Here is a 20,947-nt window from a genome sequence, read left to right as displayed (position 1 = left end):
ATTATACATAAAATAATAATACAGCGCTTTCCTAATGGGTGACGTAAGGATGAGAAGCTTTTCATATATTTTATAGTAGAGAATGAAAGACTACCTATAAAAAATTATAGGGTACGGTGATGTCTCCTTACCACTATCAATGGAGACACTCGATCATACTGTGGGTTGAAGAACCTTAGACGTTAGTCGTCAAGAGTGTGGTGTGAGGGAGGGTTGGATGCCCAAACTTATTTGAAGTTCTTGTCTAGAAAGTCTTTCTAAAGGATTTTGTAGATAGGAACTTTGTATTAGTTGGTTATTGATTATTTTCCTTGTCTATATGTTTAGCTAGACATATTCAATATATAAATCTTTTAATTCTAAGATAACAATTATGAGGATTTCCTTTTATTATATATAAAAAATTTAGAGAGGGGGGCCTATTATGACGTATCGCCAGAGATTATCCTTATTAATTTTAATTGATTCCTTAATCGTATTAACTACGGTTTTCTTTAGTCGCTTCTTAGTAAGTGCTGATTTCAATGTCATAACATTTCCCATCGTAGTGAGTGCAATGACGCTGCTATTTAGCCATCATATTTTTTCTTTTATTTATAAGCTTTATAAAAAAGCATGGGAGTATGCAAGTGTAGGAGAATTGCTAATTATTTTAAAAGCAATCACACTTTCTGTTATCACAACAGCAGTAGTACAACAAATATTGGTTCAAGATATTTATTTCCGTCTTCTTGTTGTAACGTGGATGATTCATATTTTACTGATTGGAGGATCACGTTTTCTATGGCGGATGTTCAGAGATGCTTATATTCAAAAAGGGGAGGACAAAAAAAGAACACTAATTATTGGTGCGGGTTCTGCAGGTACAATGGTTGTAAGACAACTTTTGAATAGTAATGATACTGAATTACTGCCTGTGGCATTTATAGATGATAATATAAAGAAACAAGGGTTGGATATTCTTGGAATACCGGTAATTGGAGGAATTGACCGTATTGAATTTGCTGTTCAGCAATTAGATATCGATAGCATCATAATAGCAATTCCTTCACTTAGCAAGAAAGCATTAAATATGATTTTTCAAGAATGTTCCAAGACAAAAATAAAAACACAAATTCTTCCAATGCTAGAGGATTTAGTGACTGGAAAAGTTTCAGTGAATGAATTTCGTGATGTCCAAGTAGACGATTTATTAGGACGTGATCCTGTTGAATTGGATATTGAAAGTATTTCAGAATTTATTACTAATAAAATTATTTTAGTAACTGGTGCTGGTGGTTCAATTGGATCTGAAATTTGTCGTCAAATTGCAAAATTCAACCCAAAACAATTGATTTTATTAGGTCATGGTGAAAATAGTATTTATTCTATCGAAATGGAATTGAAAGAGCTATACGGTGACACAGATATTGTCGTTACCACAGAAATTGCTGATGTACAGGATGATCTGAAAATGATGTCAGTAATGAGTCAATATCAGCCTCAAGTTGTTTATCATGCCGCTGCACATAAGCATGTACCATTGATGGAACGTAACCCCGAAGAAGCTATCAAAAACAATTTAATTGGGACAACAAACGTGGCAAAAGCGGCAAGCTGGAATGGAGTCGAGACGTTTGTAATGATTTCTACAGATAAAGCTGTGAATCCGACAAGTGTAATGGGAGCAACAAAAAGGCTTGCTGAAATGGTAATTCAAAACTTGGACAAAACAAGTAATACAAAGTTTGTGGCTGTAAGATTTGGTAATGTATTAGGAAGCCGCGGTAGTGTTATACCGTTGTTTAAAAAACAAATTAAGCAAGGTGGTCCAGTTACGGTTACACATCCAGATATGATTCGTTACTTTATGACAATTCCAGAGGCGTCCAAGCTTGTAATACAGGCTGGTGCATTAGCTAAAGGTGGAGAAATATTTGTGTTAGATATGGGAGATCCTGTGAAAATAGTAGATCTTGCGAAGAATTTAATTACATTATCAGGAAATTCGCTAGAAGAAATACAAATAGAGTTCACTGGAATAAGACCTGGAGAGAAGCTCTTTGAAGAACTATTGAAAAAAGAAGAAATACATGAACAACAAATTCATCCTAAAATTTATATAGGTAAAACATCGAACCTTTGTATAAACGAAATTGAAGCAGTTCTCCAAACTTATAAGAATCTCGAGAAGACGGAATTAAGAAAACGTGTATTGACATTGGCAAATAGTCATATAACTCCACAAAATATGATGTAAATATGGATTTTGATCTGCATATATATGCTTAGACTTATGTTTTACTATGTAGAGAAATGAGAATGAAGTATGCACAGGTGGTTAGTTACAATATAACAATTGTAGGGTGATATATATATGGAAAATAAAGTATTATTTTGTGCGACGGTAGACTTTCACTTTAAAGCATTTCATTTGCCGTATATGAAATGGTTTAAAGAACAAGGCTGGGAAGTCCATGTTGCTGCTGCTGGCAACATGGAACTTCCATATGTGGATAAGAAGTATGACATTTCTATTCAAAGGTCACCTTTGCAATTTAAGAATATTAAGGCTTATAAAGAGCTGAAAGATATTATTGATGAAAATCAATATAAAATTATTCATTGCCATACCCCGATGGGGGGAGCCGTTGCACGTTTGGCAGCAAGAAAGTCTAGAAAGCATGGAACAAAAGTTTTATATACTGCGCATGGATTTCATTTTTGTAAAGGTGCCCCGCTTGCAAATTGGCTGTTATATTATCCAATTGAAAAAATGCTAGCAAATTATACAGATTGCCTCATTACAATTAACCAAGAAGATTATAACTTGGCTGTTCAGCGAAAGTTTAAAGTACCTAAAATTGAACAAATTCATGGGGTGGGAGTGGACACAGAATATTTTAAACCAGTTAGTGAGGCTCAAAAGAATTGTCTAAGGATTGAGATGGGTTATAAACCGGATGATTTTTTAATGTTTTATGCGGCTGAGTTTAATAAAAATAAAAATCAGCAGTTTTTGATTCGTTCATTGGCCTTAATAAAAGATCATGTTCCCAATGCGAGGCTTCTATTGGCTGGGAATGGTCCTTTGATAAATGATTGCAAAAATTTAGCTAAAAAAATGGGCGTATTTGAAATGATAGATTTCCTTGGTTATAGGAATGATATTGCAAAAATTTTACCTATTTGTGATATTTCTGTTGCATCCAGTCTACGTGAGGGGTTACCAGTTAATATTATGGAAGCGATGGCTTGCGGATTGCCTGTTATAGCTAGTGAGAACAGGGGCCATAAAGAGTTAATTCAAAATGGTGTAAATGGTTGGACAGTAGGTCGTGAAGACATACAGACAATGGCAGAAAAGATAAAATATCTTGCTGAAAATAGTAGCTTACAAGGCATATTCGGAGAGTCTGGTCGTGAGATTATTAAAAATAATTATGCCGTCAATAAAGTATTAGAAGAAAAGAGCTATATTTACACCATGTTTATGAGTGGAACGGAGGCGTTAGATTGGATTGTCCATTAAGAATCTTACATGTTGTAGTCAATATGAACCGTGGTGGTGCAGAAACCCTTATTATGAACTTGTACAGGAATATAGATCGAAATAAAGTGCAGTTTGATTTTCTTACTTGTAAGGAAGGTGTTTTTGATACAGAAATATCAGAATTAGGTGGGAAAGTGCACAGGATTCCATATATTACTGATGGTGGTCATAACGAATACATAAAGTCTTTAGATAATTTTTTTGAATCTCATCAAGAATATAAGATTGTCCACTCACACATGGATAAGATGAGTGGATTTGTGTTACGTGCAGCTAAGAAAGCCGGTATACCAGTTCGTATCGCACATAGTCACAATACTAGCAGTGAAGGTGGAGTTGCTGCGAAAGTATATAAGTGGTATGCAGGGAAGTATATATTAAGAAGTGCGACACATCTTCTAGCATGCTCGGATGCAGCATCTCGCTGGTTATTTGCAGGTAAAACAGATACTGCCACGATTTTAAAAAATGGAATTGAGCCTGAAAAGTTTTCATTTTCCCCCGAAATTAGAAAACAGATAAGAGAGGAATTAAATCTTACAGTTGATAACTTTGTAGTAGGGCATGTAGGAAGGTTTGCGCATCAAAAAAATCATGGATTCCTTATAGAAGTGTTTGCTCAGTTAGTTAAACTTAGAAGAGATTCCGTTCTTGTTTTGGTGGGGGATGGTCCGTTACGGTTAAAGAGTGAACAAAAAGTGGAAGAATTAAATTTAGGGGCTAATGTAAAGTTTCTTGGCATAAGGAGCGATATCGACCATTTACTTCAAGCTTTTGATGTATTTGCATTCCCATCCATTCATGAAGGATTGCCTGTTACTCTTATAGAAGCGCAAGGAGCTGGGTTATCTTGTGTAATCTCGGATGCGATAACTAAAGAAGTAGACATGGGAGCAGGTCTAGTGAGTTTTGAAAGCATAAATACCTCTCCCGAAATATGGGCGCAGGATATATTGGATGTCAATAAACGTATGCAAGATGTAGAAGGATATATCAAGAAAGAAGGATATGATATAAGTGAATCGGCTACTTGGCTTGAGAATTTTTATCTTCAAGCGCTTTAATTAATAGTAACTTCTATATTTTAAATAATGTCTAAAGGATTAAAAAGGAGCACAATGATGTCAAGAGTTTCATGTTGTCTTAGGCTAGGAGAAGTTCCGCTGCATCTCTATAATATAACTGCAGGTTTTGTTCTACTTGCTCAACAAGGAGTAATAGACTTGAGGATAGAGAAACTTAGTAAGAATCATCAAGATCAATTACCTTATAATATGATGGAAGTTATAATCAACGGGAAAACTCGAGTGTTATATGATGTTAATGATGGTTATGATAATTTGCTTAAGCAAAATCAGGATTATGTTGAGTTTATGAATGTGTTGTTAGAAAAATACGACTTTTACTTTAAGCGAAGTTTTAATAGTTTTTATAATTCAAAGTTAAGGCATAAGGAAAAAATTTATCCTCTTGGATTAAATTATATGGTTACAATACCTGGAAATATTGCGCATTCACCGATGCCTCAAGATCCACTTAGGGAGAAAATTAAGAAAATAATACGGAAGGTTCCGTTGTCTCAATATTACAATGGTTTATATCGTATTAATTCTTTTGAAGATATACCTCATAAAGAAATAGATTCAAAAATTCTTTTTATGGCTAGGCTATGGGATGTAAATGGAGATTATGAAGGGCAAATTTCTTCGAATAAAAAGGAAGAACGTGCATATATTAATGATTTTCGAGCAACATGCATTAGACTTTGTCGAAAAGAGTTTGGAGATAAATTTTATGGAGGAGTAGCACCATCAGAATTTGCATATAAAAATTATGCAGATATTGTTATAGAAGACGGAAAAGCTACTGAACGGAATAATTACCTAAGAAAGGTAAAAGAATCTGCAATTTGTATTGCAACTATGGGATTACATCAATCTATTGGTTGGAAATTTGCAGAGTATGTTGCAGCAAGCAAGGCTATAGTAACAGAAGAATTACATTATGAAGTCCCAGGTGATTTTCGTGATGGTCAAAATTATCTTGTTTTTAAAACACCAGAAGAATGTATAAATCAAATATATACTTTATCAAATGATGAAAATTATAGATATCAAATGATGATTAACAATTATAGATATTACCATGAATATGTAAGACCTGATAGATTAGTATTAAATAGTATATTAACAATATTAGGGGATGAATTTTAATAGATTAGATGATTGATGGAGAGATGTAAATTGAAACCTACTCTTACAATTTTTACACCTACATTTAACCGTGCTTACACGCTGCATTTATGTTATGAAAGTTTAAAGCGACAGACAAGTAAGGATTTTGTTTGGTTAATTATTGATGATGGATCTACAGATGACACAAGAGAGTTAATAGAAAATTGGATTTCCCAAGGCAGTATCTCAATTCAGTATCATTATCAAGAGAATCAGGGAATGCACGGGGCACATAATACTGCTTACGAATTAATTGATACGGAACTTAATGTTTGTATTGATTCTGATGATTATATGGCGGATGATGCCGTTGAAAATATCACTCGTTTTTGGAAGGAGTATGGAAGTAATGATTACGCTGGCATAATAGGATTAGACGCTAATCCAAATGGAAAAGTTATTGGAACGATGATGCCGGAACATGTGAAGGAATCTAAACTGACAGATTTGCATGCGAAATATAAAGTCACAGGTGATAAAAAGTTAGTTTATCGATCAGAGTTAACACGAAAAACCCCACCATATCCAATATTTCCGGGCGAAAAGTACTGTCCTTTAAGTTATAAATATATTCTTATTGATCAAGAGCAGCCTTTACTCATCATGAATAAAGTTCTTTGTCATGTTGAGTATTTAGCAGATGGATCTAGCATGAACATTATTAAGCAATATAGAAAAAACCCCCAAGGGTTCTCATTCTTTAGAAAAGTTGCTATGAAATATGCTCCTACATTAAAAGAAAAATTTCGAGAATCTATACATTATGTATCTAGCAACTTGATGATCAAAAACTATAAATTTCTTATTGAGTCCCCATGTAAGCTTATTACTTTGGTGGCTACACCTTTTGGGATTATGCTTCATTTTTATATTCAAAAGACGAGTAAAGCTACTGTTTTGAAAAATAAATAGTAGGTCTTTAATTAACTATGTATTTTATTGTCACATGTATTTAGATTGTAAGAGAAATATAGGACTTGATAGGCTATATTATTGAATTATTTGGTTAAAGAATAGCGAAGAGTTCTATATTTGCAATCTATAATATGAAAGGAATTTAAAAATGTTTATATTTTGGGTTACGCTGGTCTTAGTTTATATTCTTTCTTTTTTAGCAAGATATTTTTCTACTCCTGTAATAATGGGACCACACATTGTTCAATCAAAGCCAAATAAGCTGTTAGTATTTTTAACAATAGTTATTCTTGTAATGGTGTCTGGTCTCCGTAATAATATCGGGGATACTTTTTTTTATATGTATTCTTATAAAAAAGATACGTTTGATTGGGAACATATAAAAGAAGGAAAAGATATGGGTTTTAATGTGCTTCAGATGATTTTAAAACAGTTCTCTAATGACCCTCAAATATTGATTTTTGTAACGGCACTAATAACAAATGTACTTATTGTGTTGGTTTTATATAAATATACAAGAATGTTCGAATTAAGTTTATATGTATATATAACAGGTGGAATGTATTTAATATCAATGAATGGGATAAGGCAATTTCTTGCAGCAGCAATTATTTTTGCTGCAACAAAATATATATTTGAAGGTAACTGGAAAAAGTATATTCTAATTATTCTATTTGCATCAACAATACATCAAACTGCACTTATCCTTATTCCAATATATTTTATGATTAGGAGAAAAGCATGGTCATGGGAAACGTATGTAACCCTTTTTTGCTCTGTATTCATAGTTATAGGGTTTAATCAATTTTTAGATACGTTATTCTCAGTCATAGGAGATAGTCAGTATGGAGATTACAAGAACTTTTCTGAGGGCGGAGCAAATATACTTAGAGTTGGAGTTAATATTCCTCCAATTATTATTGCTTACATTGGAAGAGAGAAACTTAGGGAAATATTTCCTAAAAGTGACTATGTAGTAAATATGTCTATATTAGGACTTGTATTCATGATAATTTCAACACAAAATTGGATTTTTGCAAGATTTTCTATATATTTTGGATTATACCAATTAATTTTAATTTCATGGATTATAAAATTATTTGCTGATAAAGACCAAAAACTAGTTTATTATGCAATATTAGTATTTTATTTTATTTTCTATGCATACGAGAATGTAATAACATTAAACATTATTTATAAAAGTAATTTTTTAAATTTCTAAGTTTTTTAAGTTGAAATATGTTAATGACTAGTTGATCAATGAAATATGGAAATTTAGGTGTATAGGTATATTATTCTATATAGTTTAGAAAGGGGATACTGAGTTGGCATTTACAGAAAAGATTCCACGCATCATTCACTATTGTTGGTTTGGTAAAGGAGAAAAACCTATAATAGTAAAAAAATGTATAGATAGCTGGAAAGAGAATTTAGCTGGTTATGAAATAATTGAGTGGAATGAAGATAATTTTGATATAAATTGTAATTTATATGTCAAGGAAGCCTATGAATACAAAAAATTTGCATTTGTAAGTGATTATGTAAGAGTATACGCTCTTTATAAATTTGGAGGAATTTACTTAGATACGGATGTGGAGGTATTCAAATCTTTTGATGATATGCTACATCATGATTCATTTTGGGGATTTGAACAAGAGAACTATATAGCTACAAGTACAATAGGAGCGACTAAAGGAAATGTGTTAATAAGAATGTTTCTAGATTCATACGAAGAAAAAAGTTTTATTAAAGAGGATGGAAAGTATGACAGTTTAACCAATGTGGCCATTATAAGCGAGATACTAAAAAATAAAGGATTACAGTTGAATGGAGAATATCAAGAAATAAGTGGGATAGGAGCCTTCTATCCTCAAACATATTTTTCTCCATATGATTATATTAACTGTAGAAAATTTATTACTCCAAATACATATGCAATGCATCATTTTTATAAAAGTTGGTTACCACCTAAAGCAAGATTGAAGAGTGGTTTAAAACTGTTAGCATCTAAGGTTATAGGTGGAGAAAATATAGCGCGGATAAGAAAATTTGTTACAAAAAATTAGGAGGCATATATGAAGGATATACTGGTGGCCTCATTTGATATGGAAGTTGGAGGAGTAGAAAGAAGCCTTATAAGTATGCTTGAGGGTTTTGATTACAAAAAATACGCTGTTGATTTAATGCTGTATAGACATCAAGGGGATTTTATGGAATTAGTTTGTAACAAGGTAAATTTATTAGAAGAAGTTCCACAATACACCACCTTTAGGAAGTCAATCGGAGAAACTTTAAAGGATAAAGAGTATGGCATTGGATTTTCTAGAATTTTATCTAAGATAAATACTCGTTTTGCAGGAAAAGCTAAAGGAATAGTAGAGACAGGATATTATCAAATGCAATTAATGTGGAAATATGCTATTCCATTTTTACCTAAACTAGATAAAGAGTATGATGTTGCAATTAGTTATTTGTGGCCGCATTATTTTGTAGCAGATAAGGTCAAGGCTAAGAAAAAAATAGCATGGATTCATACAGATTATTCTACAATTGAGACAGATATAGAGATGGATTTAAAAGTATGGAATAAATTTGATTGTATTGTAGCTGTATCAGAGGCATGCAAAAATTCATTTTTAAAAAAATATAGTGCATTAAAAAATAAGGTTATAGTAATGGAAAATATAACCTCCCCGCAGTTTATTAGAGACATGGCGAATGAAGAAATAGATACCCCTATGCTTCTTGATAACCGTTTTAAAGTTATAACTGTGGCTAGACTATCTCATGCAAAAGGAATCGATAATGCTGTTAGGGCTTTAAGGATATTGAAAGATAAAGGCTATGAGAATATAGCCTGGTATGTAGTTGGATATGGTGGAGACGAAACAATGATTAAAAATCTAATAAGGGATTTGAAATTAGAAAATAGCTTTGTGTTGCTAGGAAAGCAAATTAATCCATATCCATATATAAAAGAAGCTGATTTATATGTCCAACCATCTAGATATGAGGGAAAAGCTGTTACAGTAGGAGAGGCTCAGATACTTGCAAAACCAGTCCTAATTACAAATTATACAACAGCAAACAGTCAAGTGAAAAATGGGGTTGACGGATATATTACGGAATTATCCGTTGAAGGAATAGCAGATGGAATAGAAAAATTGTATAAGGATGCTACCGTAAGAAAGCAGTTAGCTAACAATTGTAGTAATATTGATTATAGTAATAAGTATGAATTAAATAAGTTGTATGAAATTATAGAGGCTTAAAAGTTTATTAAGTGTATTGGTACAACTACAAAAATTTTTAAAAATGAAAGTATAAGGGATTCAAAGTAAAGGGGTGATTTGCCCATGAATAGAAATGTCAGTGTAATTATACCGGTTTATAATGCTGGTAAATATATTACTCGGTGTATAGAATCACTGTTAAATCAGGTGCTTCATAACTGCGAATTTATCTTTATTAATGATGGTTCAACGGACAATAGCGTAGAGATTATTGAAAAGTATAGGGCACTAGATGACAGGATTATACTTATAAATCAAAAAAATCAAGGTGTGAGTATTGCAAGGAATCAAGGACTTCTTATAGCTAATGGTGAATATATTGGATTTGTTGATGCTGATGATTATGTAGAAGCGGATATGTATGAAACTCTGTATAATTCAGCAAAACAAAGCAATTGTGATGTAATTATATCAAATTTAAGAAGTGAGATTGAAGGGCATAAGGTAACAATTGAATATCCATTTCCAACTAATATCGTTCTAAAAAAAGAATATATAAATAAAGAGATATTACCCTATTTTCTTAAAAGCGATAATTTAAATACTGCTGTAAACAAAATTTATAAAAATAGCATAATAACGAAAAATAATGTGAAGTTTCCAGAGAAGGTCGCATTAGGAGAAGATGGAATGTTTAATATTCAATTTTTTAGTAATGCAACTAATATGGAATATATAGATTATACGGGATATTATTATAGGGATGTAGCGGGTAGCGCAACTCGGGATATCTCAAAAAAAGATTATTTCAAGCGAGCTGTAGAAGTATATAATATGGAACTACCGAAAATTTACATCGAAAAGGTCGATAAGGCAAAGATACGTGAATTGAAATCAAGAAAGTTTATAAATAGTGTAATTTCCTACGTATATATTTATTTTGAACCGTCTAAGGAAATACGGTTTAGTGAGAGATATGAATACATAAAAAATATGATATGCAATAAATATGTTAGAGAGGCATTGCCACTATATTGTGAAGTAACTTATAGCAAGCTTGGTAGATATGAGAAATTTTTAATAAATATGATTAAAAGAAAATCTACTGTGGGGTTATACTTTGCAGTCTCTTACAGCAGGCTTAGAAATAAATAAAACTGGAGGAATTTAGTGTGAAGTTTATGATGTTTGCCCATGGGGGCAGTTTGAATAGAGGGTGCGAAGCGATAGTTCGAGCTTCTACAAATATTATAAAAGAAAAAATAGATGGAGCAAAAGTATGTTTGGCATCAGATAGACCTGAAACAGATAAGGTAATCAATAAGTTAGATTATATATATGATGGCTCTAGCCGCAGTCTGAAAAAATATTCATATGATTGGTTATTGTCCTCAGTTAAAGTAAAACTCTTTAATGATGAGTCTTATGCATTAGGGAAAATTCATCATAACATAATAAAGCATATAAAAAGTTCCGATGTATGTTTATCTATCGGAGGGGATAATTATTGCTATGGAGAGCAACCTGGGTGGTATGAGATTGACAGAAGAGTAAAAATGCAGGGGAAAAAGCTAGTACTATGGGGATGTTCTATAGGAGAAGAGGATATGTCTGAAAGAAAGTTGGAAGATCTAAAGCTCTTTGATTTAATATTAGCACGCGAAAGTCTTACCTATAATATGTTAAAAAAACAAGGATTAAATAATGTTCAATTGTGTGCTGATGCTGCGTTTACAATGGAAAAAGAAGAATTGGAGTTGCCTAATGGATGGCAGGAAGGAAATACAATGGGTCTTAATTTTAGCCCGCTTGTATGGAATAGAAATGAGAATTCTCAAGTTGCGGTAAGAGAGTTAATTAATCATATATTAAATACTACAGATATGACGATTGCTCTTACACCTCACGTTATTGAAGATGGGAACAATGATTACGAAGTTCTCTACAAATATTACCAAGAATTTAAGGACACAGGCAGAGTGATTCTGTTACCAGATAACTTAAATGCAATACAGTATAAGGGGTATATAGCTAGAATGCGTTTCTTTATAGGAGCTCGAACGCATGCAACTATAGCTGCTTACTCAAGTTTTATTCCGACTATGGTATTGGGATATAGTGTAAAGTCCAAAGGGATATCTAAAGATATATTTGGGGAAGAAAAATTAGTTTTAGATATAGAGGAGATATCTGATAGTAATAAATTAAAAGCAAGATTTGATGAGATGGTACGAGAGGAAGAGGAGATAAGGCAAAAGCTACGACAATCCATACCTAATGTAAAGAAAATGTCCTACAAAGCAGTAGAGTATTTGAAAGAATTGTCTAATTAATTTGGGGTATATTATGAAAAAAAAACTACTATTTGTTATGCCTAGTTTATCTACTGGTGGTGGAGAGAAAAGCTTGATAAATCTACTATCACAAATAGATTACAGTTTATATGATGTAGATTTATTTTTGTTTAGTAAAACAGGAACATTCATGAATTCAATACCAAGAGAGGTAGATATATTAGATTTGCCAAGTGATTATAAAATATTTGCATCGAGCCTTAAAAATTCAATAATGGGCTTTTTAAAGAATGGGCAAATTAAATTGGTATATTCAAGATTGATGTTCACCATTAAGAATAGATTGATAAAGAATGCTGCTATTTCAGAACAGTATACATGGGAATATCAAAGTAAGTCATTTGAAGTTTTAAGGAAAGAGTACGATGTAGCGATTGGTTATCTTGAGAAGTCTTCAATATATTTTGTAGTTGATAAAGTGAATGCGAAAAAAAAGGCCGGATGGATACATACAAACTACTCGAATTCAGGTATGGATCGTCAGTTTGATAATCCATATTTTGAACAACTAGATAATCTAATAACGGTTTCAGAAGAGTGTGCAAAATCGTTACAGGAAAACTTTCCACATTTAAAAAATAAAGTTACGGTTATATATAATATAGTAGCTCCTAGGATTATATATGATTTATCTAAAGAAGATATAAAAGATGATAGTTTGTTTGATAGAAATTATACTAATATTATTACTGTCGCTAGATTAAGTCATGAAAAGGGTTTAGATTTAGCGGTGAAATCTTGTAAGTTAATTCTAGAAAAAGGATACAAGATAAAATGGTATGTACTAGGGGATGGGGATGAAAGAGATAAATTAGAAAGTTTAATAGAAGATAATCATCTATCCCAACATTTTAAAATCTTAGGTGTTCGAGAAAATCCCTATCCTTATATACGAAAAGCAGATATATATGTGCAACCATCTAGGTATGAAGGTAAGTCTATAGCAATTGATGAAGCAAAAATATTGCATAAACCGATAGTGGTGACCAACTTTGAAACTGCAAAAGATCAAATGAATCATGGAATAAACGGAATTATTGCTGAGATGTCTGAAGAAGGAATAGCAACTGAAATTGAAAGGCTTATCAAAGATATAGAATTAAGGGAAAGAATCGTAAATAATTTATCTACAGAAAAGTTAGGAACCGAAAAAGAAATAAATAAGCTCTACGGAATTCTTTAAAAGGTGATTATTATGAAAAAAGACGTATTATTTGTTATCAATAATTTGAACTGCGGTGGGGCTGAGAAGTCATTAATCTCTCTGTTGAATACGATGGATTACTCTCGCTATAATGTGGATTTATTTTTATTTAAGCATGAAGGTTTATTCCTTAATAAAATCCCTAAAAAAGTGAATGTATTGGAAGAACCTTCTGAGTATCAGTTGTTTGATATGCCGATAAAAGCAGCTATCATGAAATGCTTGCGACAAGGAAGACTAGATATAGCCTTATCAAGGGTTTGTGCGGGTTACATATTTAAAAGTGAAAAAAACAAAGCCCGTTGTGAACAGAGAGTATGGCGATATCTATCAAAATCTTTACAGAATATAAGTAAAAAGTATGATGTAGCGATTGGGTACTTAGAAAAAAACCCAGTTTACTTTTGTATAGACAAAGTAAATGCGAATAAGAAAATTGGTTTTATACACACTGATTATGACAAATTAGGAATGGATCCTAACATTGATATGGGTTATTTTCGTTCATTGGATCATATAGTGACGGTGTCTGAGGAATGTGCCAATGTTTTAAAACAAAGATTTTCTATATATAACGACAAAATAGGTGTTATTCATAACATCGTATCTCCAAGTACGATAAATAAAATGTCACAGGAAAAGGTAGATCTAGAGCGTAAAGGGGTAAAGCTTGTTTCTGTAGGAAGGTTAAGTCATGAAAAAGGATTTGATTTGGCTATAGAAGCATGTAAGAATCTGGTTGGAGATGGATATGAAATCAAGTGGTATATCATTGGAGAAGGGGAAGGGCGAGGCAAGTTAGAAAAAATGATAGAAGAAAATCACCTTCAAAATCATTTTTTACTGTTAGGACTGAAAGAAAATCCCTATCCGTATATAAGAGAAGCAGATATATATGTACAACCATCCAGGTTCGAAGGAAAATCTATCGCAATAGACGAAGCAAAAATACTGCATAAACCAATAGTGGTAACAAATTTCAGTACAGCTAAAGACCAAATTAAAAATGAAGAAAATGGGCTGATGATAGACATGGATGCTCACTCACTTTCGGAGGGAATTAAGAAATTAATACATAATGAAGAATTAAGAAATAAGTTAATAAAGAACTTATCAGATGAAGAGCTAGGAACCGAGTCGGAGATAAAAAAATTATATACATTATTTAAGTAGTATAGAAAGGACATAATTATATGGTTATACAGGCAGTGTGCTTTGTGTTACTTGCCGTAATCGCAATTATTGTAGTGATTGATTTCATTCCTATAGGAAAGAATTGGTTGGGAAGAATAAAAATAGGAAGATATACGGATAAAAGCTTATGGAATCAGTCAATCACTCATATAGGTGTTAAGTGGTTAAATAAAACACCAAAGATTAAGGTAACTGATAACACAAGATTAATAGCAATTGATATGTTGAAAGGAAATTATACGAAAAGCGCTATACAGCATTGGCAAGAAGCATCTTTAATATTAGGGTTGTCTGAATACCTGAAATATAATGATGACAGAGCAGTAAAACATGAAATCACAAAGTTTTTGAACTCCAAATTTGATTCTAACGGTCAGTGGGTACACAAACCTCAGTATGTAGATGGGGCAATACTTGCTTATGCTATTATGAAGCTGGATTTTGAGGAGATAGATAAATATAAAAAAGCTTTGGATGCTACTTGGGAAATGATACAAGAGCATATAGGTGAGGATGGTACGATAGAATATAGAAAGTTTATGAAGGGGTATCGATACGTAGATACCATTGGTTTCATATGTCCATTCTTAGTGACTTACGGTATTAGGTATAACAAAAGTGAGTGTATAGATTTGGCTGTAAAGCAGATTAAAGAATATGAAACATATGGAATGTTAAACTTAAGTCATATACCATGTCATGCTTATAGATTAGAAGATAAAGTTCCTCTAGGTTTATATGGCTGGGGAAGAGGTCTTGGATGGTTTGCTATAGGTCTTATAGATACGTGGAATGAATTACCGGAAAACAACGGCTATAAACCTGTATTAGAAGAAAGTGTACGTAAATTTGCAAAAGCTACGATGAAATTTCAACAACAAGGCAATTGGAATTGGACTGTAACCAGAAACGAATGCGGACCAGATTCCTCCGCTACATCCACACTGGGGTGGTTTATGTTGAATGCAGCAAAGATAGAAGATATTTCAAAGGAATGTTTGGAAAGTGCAGATAAAGCTATCGGTTATTTGATGGGAGTGACAAGAAGAAACGGAGCGGTCGACTTCTCTCAAGGTGATACGAAGGATATAGGTGTATATTCTACGTTATTCGATATATTGCCATTCACACAAGGGTTTTGTATTAGATTAATTAATTTACGTAATAATTATAAAATTTAGTTATCCTTATAAGGATAATTAAATTTTAATAGTTAGATTAATAAATTTTATTTTAGAACAGAGGGAAGAATTATGACGAGACGTTATAAAGAATTGGATTCCCTTCGGGGTATTGCTGCAATCATTGTTCTATTAGGACACTTCTTAGCATTATTTCCGATATTAGGTAAAAAGGTAATGTATTCAACATTTGGGGCCTATTTTTCTATATTATGGCAAGGTCATTCGGCTGTTATTATATTTTTTGTGTTAAGTGGATTTGTTCTATCCTTGCCTTTTTATAAAGGGACGGAATTTAATTATTTAAAGTATCTTATTAAAAGAGTTTGTAGGATTTACATTCCTTATATTGTGATTCTTTTTATTGCAATAGGAATTAAATTGGGGATTCATTCTAAAATTGGTGCCATTCCTGGTTTGGTACAATGGGGTTCATGGAACATAGAAGTTTCTTTTAATAGAGTAATAGATCATATTTTATTCTTGAGAGAATTTAATTCTGATGCGTTTATTATGGTGATTTGGTCATTAGTTCACGAGATGCGAATTTCCATAGTGTTTCCTTTAATTATTTTTCTTTTACTTAGAGTAAACTGGAAAGTAAGTATTGGGATAGCGATGTTTTTATCAGTTATTGGTTATTTATTAATGAAGAACATTCCAAGCGAATTTAATATGCCAGTATCCACCAATTACTTTATCACATTACATTATAGCTCAATGTTTATTATTGGTGCACTACTAGCCAAAAACAGAGAATATTTAGTGAGTAAAATTATTAATTCAAAAGTAAAATATATATTATTGCCTTTAGGTCTTTTATTTTTTAGCTATCCCCGTATCCCATTTATGTTACTTTCCAAACTAATTGGTGAAATTGATTATGATTTGTATCTTATTATTATCGATTGGTATATATGTTTTGGTGCAGTTTTAATTATTCTATCCGCTCTAAGTTCAAAACTATTTTCTAAATTATTACTGATTAAACCAGTACAATTTATAGGGGAAATATCATATAGTCTTTATTTAGTACATCCAATTGTTCTATTAACAACAGTTCATATTTTCTATGGAAAGATATCAGTGCCTTTAATTTTATTAATTTCTTTCTTATTTACTATGGTTGTGTCGGTCTTATGTTATAAATTTATTGAAATTCCATCAATAAAAATAGGCCGGAAACTTGCCACTAAAAATTCTAGAGGCGATGTTTCGTTGAGAAAAAAGGCTAGTTGAAAAATTGGGAAATAATAAGAATAAATATTATGTAAGATGTGAATAGAGGGATAAGATTAATTTTCTTAAGAAAAAGAGGAAAGATAATCTAATGTTCTATCGAGAAAAGTATTAGAAAGGAGCTTGGTATGGTGCAAATAAAAATAAAAAGTATGTTAGTTTTTATTTGGAATAAATTGATCGATATGAAAATTCAGAGTTTGAATCGATTAACTATCATAAAAGATCGATTCACGAAGTGCTTTTTCAAGCCCCCTAGAATTCAATCTATAGATGAAACTTTAAAAAAAATTATTCATGATAAAGCTTCCATAGCCAGGTATGGTGATGGTGAATTTAAATTAATTCATAATCTAGATATAACATTTCAACGGGCTGATCATTTGTTATCAAAAAGATTAAAAGAAATATTGCTAAGTGAAGATGAGAAGTTCTTAGTTTGTTTACCGGATGTTTTTCAAGATTTATCAAAATATGCAGATGAACCAAAGGGTTATTGGAGTCTTCATACTGCAAAATATAGATTAAAGTGGTATAAAGACTTGAAGAAGGGAAAAGTATATTATAATTCCTTTATATCGAGATTCTATTATCCCTTTCGAGATAAGTCAAAATGTAAAGAATGGTTTATATTATTAAAATTAATATGGAAAGATAGGGATATAGTTTTAATAGAGGGCAGTAAGAGTAGATTAGGTATTGGAAATGATCTGTTTGACAATGCTAAATCAATTGAAAGGATTTTAGTACCAGAGGAGCACGCATTCTTACATTACAATAAAATCTTAACAGCAGCAAAAAAAAATAATAAATCTAAATTGATTCTATTAGCAATAGGGCCTACTGCTACTATATTAGCATATGATTTGTATAAAGAGGGATATCAAGCAATTGATATAGGGCATGTGGATATTGAATACGAATGGTTTTTAAGACAAGCAAAAACTAAAATCAAAATTGAAAATAAGTACGTATGTGAAGCAGGTGCTGGACAAAATGTGGGCGATATTCAAGATGAAAAATATTTAAGCGAAATTAAAGCTGTAATAAGATAGGCATGAGGGTTTAACTTATGTAAGTAATGTAGAGGTGAAAGGATTGCATGAATTAATAAGTGTTATTGTTCCCATATATAATGTGGAAAAATGGTTAGCTAGATGTATTGAAAGTGTTTTAAAACAGCCTTTCGTCAATATTGAATTAGTTCTAGTCAATGATGGTTCAACAGATAAATGTGGTGAAATATGTGAAGGATATTTAGAAAAGGATAATAGAATTAAAGTAATCTATAAAGAAAATGGAGGAGTGAGTAGCGCAAGGAATGCAGGGATCGAGGCTGCTACAGGGAAGTATATAGTGTTTATAGATCCCGATGATGAGGTAAGTGAAAACTATTTTACTAGGTTATATGGTATTGCGGAAGATAAAAAGTGTGATGCTGTAATATGCGGATACAAAACTGTTCCAAATAATAATAGTATTATTCCTAACTTCAAATTAGATACTGTTATGAACGGGAGAGATTTTGTACTGAGCTCTCCAAATGTTCATTCCAAGAATGATCTATGCTTTGCATGGAGGTATATATACAATTTAAGCATTATAAAAGAAAAAAACATCAGATTTAATGAACAAGTGTTTATTGGAGAAGATGTTATTTTTAATTTAGAGTTTTTATTGCACTCACAAAGGGTATGTGCAGTCTCAGAAGTTCTTTATTTTTATACTATTAATAATCCAAATAGCTTAATGAGGGTTCCGTATAAACCAAATTTAGAGAACAGTTTAGTTTTACAATATCAAATGAGAAGACAACTTTCACAAGAATTTGGTTTACTACACGATAAGCAATTTAAAAAAGATATGGCTAATTATTATATAAATCACATATATAGACTGTTGATTAATAATTTAAAAAGCGATCCTAATGTGGATGTTAATAATGCTTTTCGTAGAATAGTGAATTATGAAATGTTCTCAGATAGTGTAAAAGGAATTGGTTTTTCATATCGATGCAATAACTTTAAGGAGTATATATATTATTTGGCAATAAAGTTTAAAGTGTATCCTTTAATAGTTGCAGCATATAAAAGAGAAATTAGGTAATACTCTTGGGTTGAAAGTGTTTTCATGCTTTCTGAAGTAGGAGGAAAAATGAGAGTTAAAAATGCAATAATTAATATATCAGCCGGTATAGGTAGTCAAGTTATTATTACGTTACTAAGTTTTGCTTCCAGAACCATATTTATTACTTATTTAGGTGTTGAGTATCTGGGGGTAAATGGATTATTTACTAATATATTAGGAATGTTATCTTTAGCTGAAGCAGGAATAGGATCTGCTATCATATATAATCTATATAAACCAGTGGCAGAAAATAATCAGGATAGAATCAATATGCTTATGAATTTTTATAGAAAGGCATATATGGCAATAGCTTTAATAGTATTGTTACTAGGGTTACTTTTATTACCTTTTCTTGGATATATCGCTAAAGATGCAAAGGTAGACAATATTCATTTTATTTATATTATATTTTTAATTAATACAGCTTCATCTTATCTATTTTCTTATAAAACCTCATTTTTAAATGTATGTCAAAAGGGATATATTGTTACAGGGATTTATTCTATCTCATCTATTATATCTACTTGCGTTAAAATAGGAATTTTATACTTTACGCATAGTTATATTTTATATCTAATAATCGATATTATTATAACAATTAGTACCTCTGCATTCTTGGCTATATTGGTAGATAAGATGTACCCATTTTTAAAAAATAAAGCAGCAAGCAAATTAGATAGTGAAACCAAAAGTAATATTGTTAAAAATGTAAAGGCTTTAGTGCTACATAATATAGGTGGATATATTGTCTTTGGTACTGATAACATGTTAATTGCGTCTTTTGTCAGTGTTACAGCTGTTGGATTGTATTCAAATTATTATATGTTAATTAACATTTGTAGAACCTTTATAAATCAAATCTTTGATAATATTAATCATAGTGTAGGGAATTTGGTTGCAAAAGAAAGCGATGAAAAAATTTATAGCATATTTAAGGTTACTATGCTTTGTAATTTTTGGATATACTCATTTTTTTCCATATTTTTATATATTATAATGCAACCCTTTATTACTTTATGGATTGGTTCGAAATTTATTATGGATATAAGTGTATTAATTATATTAATGATAAATTTTTATGTATCAGGAATGAGACGTTCTATATCTATGGTCAAAACAACATCAGGGATTTTTCATGAAGATAGGTATGCTCCTTTTTTAGAGGCTGCCGTGAATCTGGTGGCTTCTATTGTCTTGGTGCAATATATGGGTATAACAGGTGTTTTTATTGGAACACTTATAAGTACACTAGTGGTTCCATTTTGGATTGCTCCTTATTTAGTATATAAGAAAGTATTTCGTAAACCGGTTAGGGATTATTTTTTTAAATATGCTTACTATGTGATGATAGGGCTAGGAGCTTGTGTTATCACAAGTTTAATATGTGGTCTTATTCCGTATAATGGATTACTAGAATTAATATTAAGAGGGATGATTTGTTTAATAATTCCAAATGCTATTTATGTATTTATTTTTTATAAGACAGATGAATTTAAGTATTTATTTGGAATTGTTAAAAGTATAATGGGAAACCTGAGGGTGAAAATTCAGTCAAACAAAAAGGGCACTTTTTAATTTGAAATCTACATTTCTATAATCCCGTTACTGAACCAATCCATCGAGCACCGGCGCCTAATGAATTGACACAAAATTATAATGCTTTAAAGTAAGAGCAAGTAAATAAAAGGAAAGTATTAAGAGTCTTTTAGAAATGAAACACCACTATGTTCTGTT

At 31.5% G+C, this 20,947-nt stretch carries 17 protein-coding genes; all 17 read left to right on the top strand.

Annotated features, from left to right (window positions below):
- Positions 1-424: 424 nt before the first annotated feature.
- Complete coding sequence (locus MHI07_RS24905) at positions 425-2,239, top strand: polysaccharide biosynthesis protein (protein ID WP_105589837.1); 1,815 nt, start codon at positions 425-427, stop codon at positions 2,237-2,239.
- A gap of 117 nt (positions 2,240-2,356) precedes the next feature.
- On the top strand, positions 2,357-3,511 hold the full coding sequence (locus tag MHI07_RS24900) for a glycosyltransferase family 4 protein (protein WP_340826722.1): 1,155 nt from the start codon (positions 2,357-2,359) through the stop codon (positions 3,509-3,511).
- Positions 3,496-4,596: a glycosyltransferase family 1 protein gene (locus MHI07_RS24895; RefSeq protein WP_340826721.1), complete on the top strand. Its 1,101-nt coding sequence runs from the start codon at positions 3,496-3,498 to the stop codon at positions 4,594-4,596. The genes MHI07_RS24900 and MHI07_RS24895 overlap by 16 nt, the downstream gene beginning before the upstream one ends.
- A gap of 57 nt (positions 4,597-4,653) precedes the next feature.
- Positions 4,654-5,745 carry a hypothetical protein gene (locus MHI07_RS24890; protein ID WP_070145563.1) on the top strand — a complete coding sequence of 364 codons (1,092 nt, stop codon included), beginning with the start codon at positions 4,654-4,656 and terminating at the stop codon, positions 5,743-5,745.
- Between the two features lie 30 nt (positions 5,746-5,775).
- On the top strand, positions 5,776-6,678 hold the full coding sequence (locus MHI07_RS24885) for a glycosyltransferase family A protein (RefSeq protein WP_070145562.1): 903 nt from the start codon (positions 5,776-5,778) through the stop codon (positions 6,676-6,678).
- Between the two features lie 151 nt (positions 6,679-6,829).
- On the top strand, positions 6,830-7,903 hold the full coding sequence (locus MHI07_RS24880) for an EpsG family protein (protein ID WP_340826719.1): 1,074 nt from the start codon (positions 6,830-6,832) through the stop codon (positions 7,901-7,903).
- Positions 7,904-8,006: 103 nt separating this feature from the next.
- A complete protein-coding gene (locus tag MHI07_RS24875) occupies positions 8,007-8,747 on the top strand; it encodes a glycosyltransferase family 32 protein (RefSeq protein ID WP_105589833.1) in 741 nt (246 codons plus the stop codon).
- A 9-nt stretch (positions 8,748-8,756) separates the two neighbouring features.
- On the top strand, positions 8,757-9,953 hold the full coding sequence (locus tag MHI07_RS24870; protein WP_340826718.1) for a glycosyltransferase: 1,197 nt from the start codon (positions 8,757-8,759) through the stop codon (positions 9,951-9,953).
- Between the two features lie 84 nt (positions 9,954-10,037).
- Positions 10,038-11,069 (top strand): glycosyltransferase, encoded by a 1,032-nt coding sequence (locus tag MHI07_RS24865; RefSeq protein ID WP_107887169.1) that lies wholly within the window; start codon positions 10,038-10,040, stop codon positions 11,067-11,069.
- 17 nt (positions 11,070-11,086) lie between these two features.
- Complete coding sequence (locus MHI07_RS24860; RefSeq protein ID WP_105589831.1) at positions 11,087-12,247, top strand: polysaccharide pyruvyl transferase family protein; 1,161 nt, start codon at positions 11,087-11,089, stop codon at positions 12,245-12,247.
- Between the two features lie 13 nt (positions 12,248-12,260).
- Entirely contained in the window at positions 12,261-13,451 is a 1,191-nt protein-coding gene (locus MHI07_RS24855; protein WP_340826715.1) for a glycosyltransferase, read from the top strand.
- Positions 13,452-13,463: 12 nt separating this feature from the next.
- The gene (locus MHI07_RS24850) at positions 13,464-14,645 is read left to right on the top strand and encodes a glycosyltransferase (protein ID WP_199709305.1); all 1,182 of its coding nucleotides are present in this window, start codon (positions 13,464-13,466) and stop codon (positions 14,643-14,645) included.
- Positions 14,646-14,665: 20 nt separating this feature from the next.
- The gene (locus MHI07_RS24845; protein WP_105589828.1) at positions 14,666-15,847 is read left to right on the top strand and encodes a glycoside hydrolase family 88 protein; all 1,182 of its coding nucleotides are present in this window, start codon (positions 14,666-14,668) and stop codon (positions 15,845-15,847) included.
- Between the two features lie 72 nt (positions 15,848-15,919).
- The gene (locus MHI07_RS24840) at positions 15,920-17,086 is read left to right on the top strand and encodes an acyltransferase family protein (protein ID WP_340826714.1); all 1,167 of its coding nucleotides are present in this window, start codon (positions 15,920-15,922) and stop codon (positions 17,084-17,086) included.
- A gap of 128 nt (positions 17,087-17,214) precedes the next feature.
- Positions 17,215-18,141, top strand: a complete 927-nt coding sequence (locus MHI07_RS24835; protein ID WP_199672780.1) for an SP_1767 family glycosyltransferase — start codon at positions 17,215-17,217, stop codon at positions 18,139-18,141.
- A gap of 43 nt (positions 18,142-18,184) precedes the next feature.
- The gene (locus tag MHI07_RS24830) at positions 18,185-19,192 is read left to right on the top strand and encodes a glycosyltransferase (protein ID WP_215580219.1); all 1,008 of its coding nucleotides are present in this window, start codon (positions 18,185-18,187) and stop codon (positions 19,190-19,192) included.
- A gap of 48 nt (positions 19,193-19,240) precedes the next feature.
- A complete protein-coding gene (locus MHI07_RS24825) occupies positions 19,241-20,788 on the top strand; it encodes a lipopolysaccharide biosynthesis protein (RefSeq protein ID WP_215582191.1) in 1,548 nt (515 codons plus the stop codon).
- The last annotated feature ends 159 nt before the right edge of the window (positions 20,789-20,947 follow it).

Origin of the sequence: Bacillus sp. FSL H8-0545 (assembly GCF_038006105.1) — a bacterium.
Classification (GTDB): Bacteria; Bacillota; Bacilli; order Bacillales; family Bacillaceae_G; genus Bacillus_A; species Bacillus_A cereus_U.
This window is presented reverse-complemented; position numbering and strand designations above follow the sequence as displayed.

What these genes read in the sequence shown, in the direction of transcription:
- MHI07_RS24905 (WP_105589837.1), top strand. Translation starts at nt 425, where the DNA reads ATGACGTATCGCCAGAGATTATCCTTATTAATTTTAATTGATTCCTTA.
- MHI07_RS24900 (WP_340826722.1), top strand. Translation starts at nt 2,357, where the DNA reads ATGGAAAATAAAGTATTATTTTGTGCGACGGTAGACTTTCACTTTAAA.
- MHI07_RS24890 (WP_070145563.1), top strand. Translation starts at nt 4,654, where the DNA reads ATGTCAAGAGTTTCATGTTGTCTTAGGCTAGGAGAAGTTCCGCTGCAT.
- MHI07_RS24880 (WP_340826719.1), top strand. Translation starts at nt 6,830, where the DNA reads ATGTTTATATTTTGGGTTACGCTGGTCTTAGTTTATATTCTTTCTTTT.
- MHI07_RS24870 (WP_340826718.1), top strand. Translation starts at nt 8,757, where the DNA reads ATGAAGGATATACTGGTGGCCTCATTTGATATGGAAGTTGGAGGAGTA.
- MHI07_RS24865 (WP_107887169.1), top strand. Translation starts at nt 10,038, where the DNA reads ATGAATAGAAATGTCAGTGTAATTATACCGGTTTATAATGCTGGTAAA.
- MHI07_RS24855 (WP_340826715.1), top strand. Translation starts at nt 12,261, where the DNA reads ATGAAAAAAAAACTACTATTTGTTATGCCTAGTTTATCTACTGGTGGT.
- MHI07_RS24850 (WP_199709305.1), top strand. Translation starts at nt 13,464, where the DNA reads ATGAAAAAAGACGTATTATTTGTTATCAATAATTTGAACTGCGGTGGG.
- MHI07_RS24845 (WP_105589828.1), top strand. Translation starts at nt 14,666, where the DNA reads ATGGTTATACAGGCAGTGTGCTTTGTGTTACTTGCCGTAATCGCAATT.
- MHI07_RS24840 (WP_340826714.1), top strand. Translation starts at nt 15,920, where the DNA reads ATGACGAGACGTTATAAAGAATTGGATTCCCTTCGGGGTATTGCTGCA.
- MHI07_RS24835 (WP_199672780.1), top strand. Translation starts at nt 17,215, where the DNA reads ATGGTGCAAATAAAAATAAAAAGTATGTTAGTTTTTATTTGGAATAAA.
- MHI07_RS24825 (WP_215582191.1), top strand. Translation starts at nt 19,241, where the DNA reads ATGAGAGTTAAAAATGCAATAATTAATATATCAGCCGGTATAGGTAGT.